This is a genomic window from Blautia sp. CAG:257 (assembly GCF_000433815.1).
Lineage (GTDB): Bacteria > Bacillota > Clostridia > Lachnospirales > Lachnospiraceae > Blautia_A > Blautia_A caecimuris.
In genome coordinates this window covers 3667-5899 of record NZ_HF999124.1, presented here as the reverse complement: position 1 = coordinate 5899, position 2233 = coordinate 3667, and the positions used below count along the sequence as shown (strand labels likewise).

The window sequence follows — 2233 nt, the reverse complement described above, 5'->3', positions numbered from 1 at the left end:
ACTTATATATATTTATTTCTTTCATTGTAGCAGACGCTTACAATACTGCCAAGTAAAAAATTTCTTAACTTCTCCGTTCACAGCACTCCGGTCGGAACACCTCGCAAACAGCAGTTCTTAGCTTCTGTCACAAACAAAAACTGCTGCAGGCTTCCCTCTTCCGGCAGATTTTGCTCCGAAACTACAGGTTGCTTGCAGCAGTCTTTATTCTTATATTTTTATTATGAAAGAATTTCCAGGCAGTTACATCGCTCCCAGAATCTCCCGGGCATTGCGGATACGTTCCTCTGTTGGAGGCTTCACTCCTTCCAACGGATAGGGAATACCCAGCTTCTCCCACTTAAAGGTTCCCAGAGTATGATAGGGAAGAACCTCTACTCTCTCCACATTTTTAAGGGTTCTGATAAAATCGGCCAGTCTGTGAAGATATGTGTCGTTATCACTTCCGCCCGGCACAAGCACATGGCGGATCCATACAGGCTTGTCCATCTCCGAAAGCTTTTCTGCCATGGCAAGGATATTTGTGTTGGTGCAGCCGGTAAGCTTCACATGCTCTTCCTCATCAATCTGCTTGATATCCAGAAGAACAAGATCTGTATACTTCATCAGCTCCTGCCATTTGGAATAAAAAGGCTCTTTTTCCGTATAAGGGTTGGCGCTGGTATCCAGTGTGGTATGCACGCCGGCTTCCTTTGCCAGACGGAAAAATTCTGTAAGGAAATCGATCTGCAGAAGAGGTTCCCCTCCGCTGACTGTGATCCCGCCTTTATCTCCCCAGTAATTTTTATACCGCAGCGCTTTTTTTAAAAGCTCCGAAGGGGTGTATGCCTGTCCTTCTCCCATCTTCCAGGTATCCGGATTATGGCAGAACTGACAGCGCATGGCGCAGCCGCTTAAAAAGATCACATACCGGACGCCCGGGCCGTCAACCGACCCGAAGCTTTCCAGTGAGTGAACATATCCTTTGATCTCTTTTTTATCCATCCTTACATTTCTGCATGGCAGGTTCTGGCAATAACGTCCATCTGCTGCTCTCTTGTAAGGTCGATAAATTTAACTGCATAACCGGAAACACGGATTGTAAAGTTTGCGTACTCTTCTTTTTCCGGGTGTTCCATAGCGTCGATCAGCTTCTCTTTTCCAAATACGTTTACGTTCAGGTGATGAGCGCCCTGATCAAAGTATCCGTCAAGTACGTGAACAAGGTTGTCTGTACGTTCTTCATCATTGTGTCCCAGAGCATCCGGATTGATCGTCTGAGTATTGGAAATACCGTCAAGAGCATCTTCATAGTCAAGCTTTGCAACAGAGTTCAGAGAAGCAAGAAGTCCGTTCTGCTCTGCTCCGTAGGACGGGTTAGCGCCAGGAGCCAGAGGCTCGCCTGCTTTTCTTCCGTCCGGAAGAGATCCTGTAGCTTTACCATAAACAACATTGGATGTAATGGTAAGGATGGATGTGGTAGGTTTGGAATCACGGTAGGTATGAATGTGTTTCAGCTTTCCGAGGAAAGTAGACAGAAGATTTGTTGCGATCTCGTCTGCTCTGTCGTCATCGTTACCATAGCGTGGGAAATCTCCCTCAACAATAAAGTCTGTTGTAATTCCGTCCTCATCACGGATTGCTTTTACCTTTGCATATTTAATTGCAGACAGGGAATCTACTACATGAGAGAAACCTGCGATACCGGTTGCAAAGGAACGGTCAACCTTTGTATCGATCAGAGCCATCTCTGCTGCTTCATAGTAGTATTTGTCATGCATATAGTGGATCATGTTCAGTGTTCCAACATACAGATGAGCCAGCCAGTCCATCATCTGATCATATTTCTGAACTACCTCGTCATAGTCAAGATACTCAGAAGTGATCGGCTGATACTGAGGTCCTACCTGCTGTTTTGTCTTCTCGTCAACACCGCCGTTGATGGCATAAAGAAGACATTTCGCAAGGTTTGCACGAGCGCCGAAGAACTGGATCTCTTTACCTGTCTCTGTAGCAGATACACAGCAGCAGATGCTGTAGTCATCGCCCCATACCGGACGCATTACATCGTCATTCTCATACTGAATGGAACTTGTTGTAACAGAAATATTTGCAGCATATTTCTTAAAGTTCTCAGGCAGTCTGGAGGAATAAAGAACAGTAAGGTTCGGTTCCGGAGCCGGTCCCATATCCTCCAGTGTATGAAGGAAACGGAAATCACTCTTTGTTACCATATGGCGTCCGTCAATACCCA

2 protein-coding genes are annotated in these 2233 nt (G+C 45.8%); both read right to left on the bottom strand.

The annotated features are described in order from the left end of the window. Positions 1–243 precede the first annotated feature (243 nt). Positions 244–984 (bottom strand): pyruvate formate-lyase-activating protein, encoded by a 741-nt coding sequence (gene pflA, locus QVP40_RS13330; RefSeq protein WP_022068862.1) that lies wholly within the window; start codon positions 982–984, stop codon positions 244–246. A 2-nt stretch (positions 985–986) separates the two neighbouring features. Continuing rightward, on the bottom strand, positions 987–2233 hold a 1247-nt coding region (locus QVP40_RS13935; protein WP_288200595.1), incomplete at its 5' end, for a pyruvate formate lyase family protein.

Bases quoted from the DNA above. Each gene is read 5' to 3' on its own strand.
- pflA (WP_022068862.1), bottom strand. From the start codon at position 984: ATGGATAAAAAAGAGATCAAAGGATATGTTCACTCACTGGAAAGCTTC.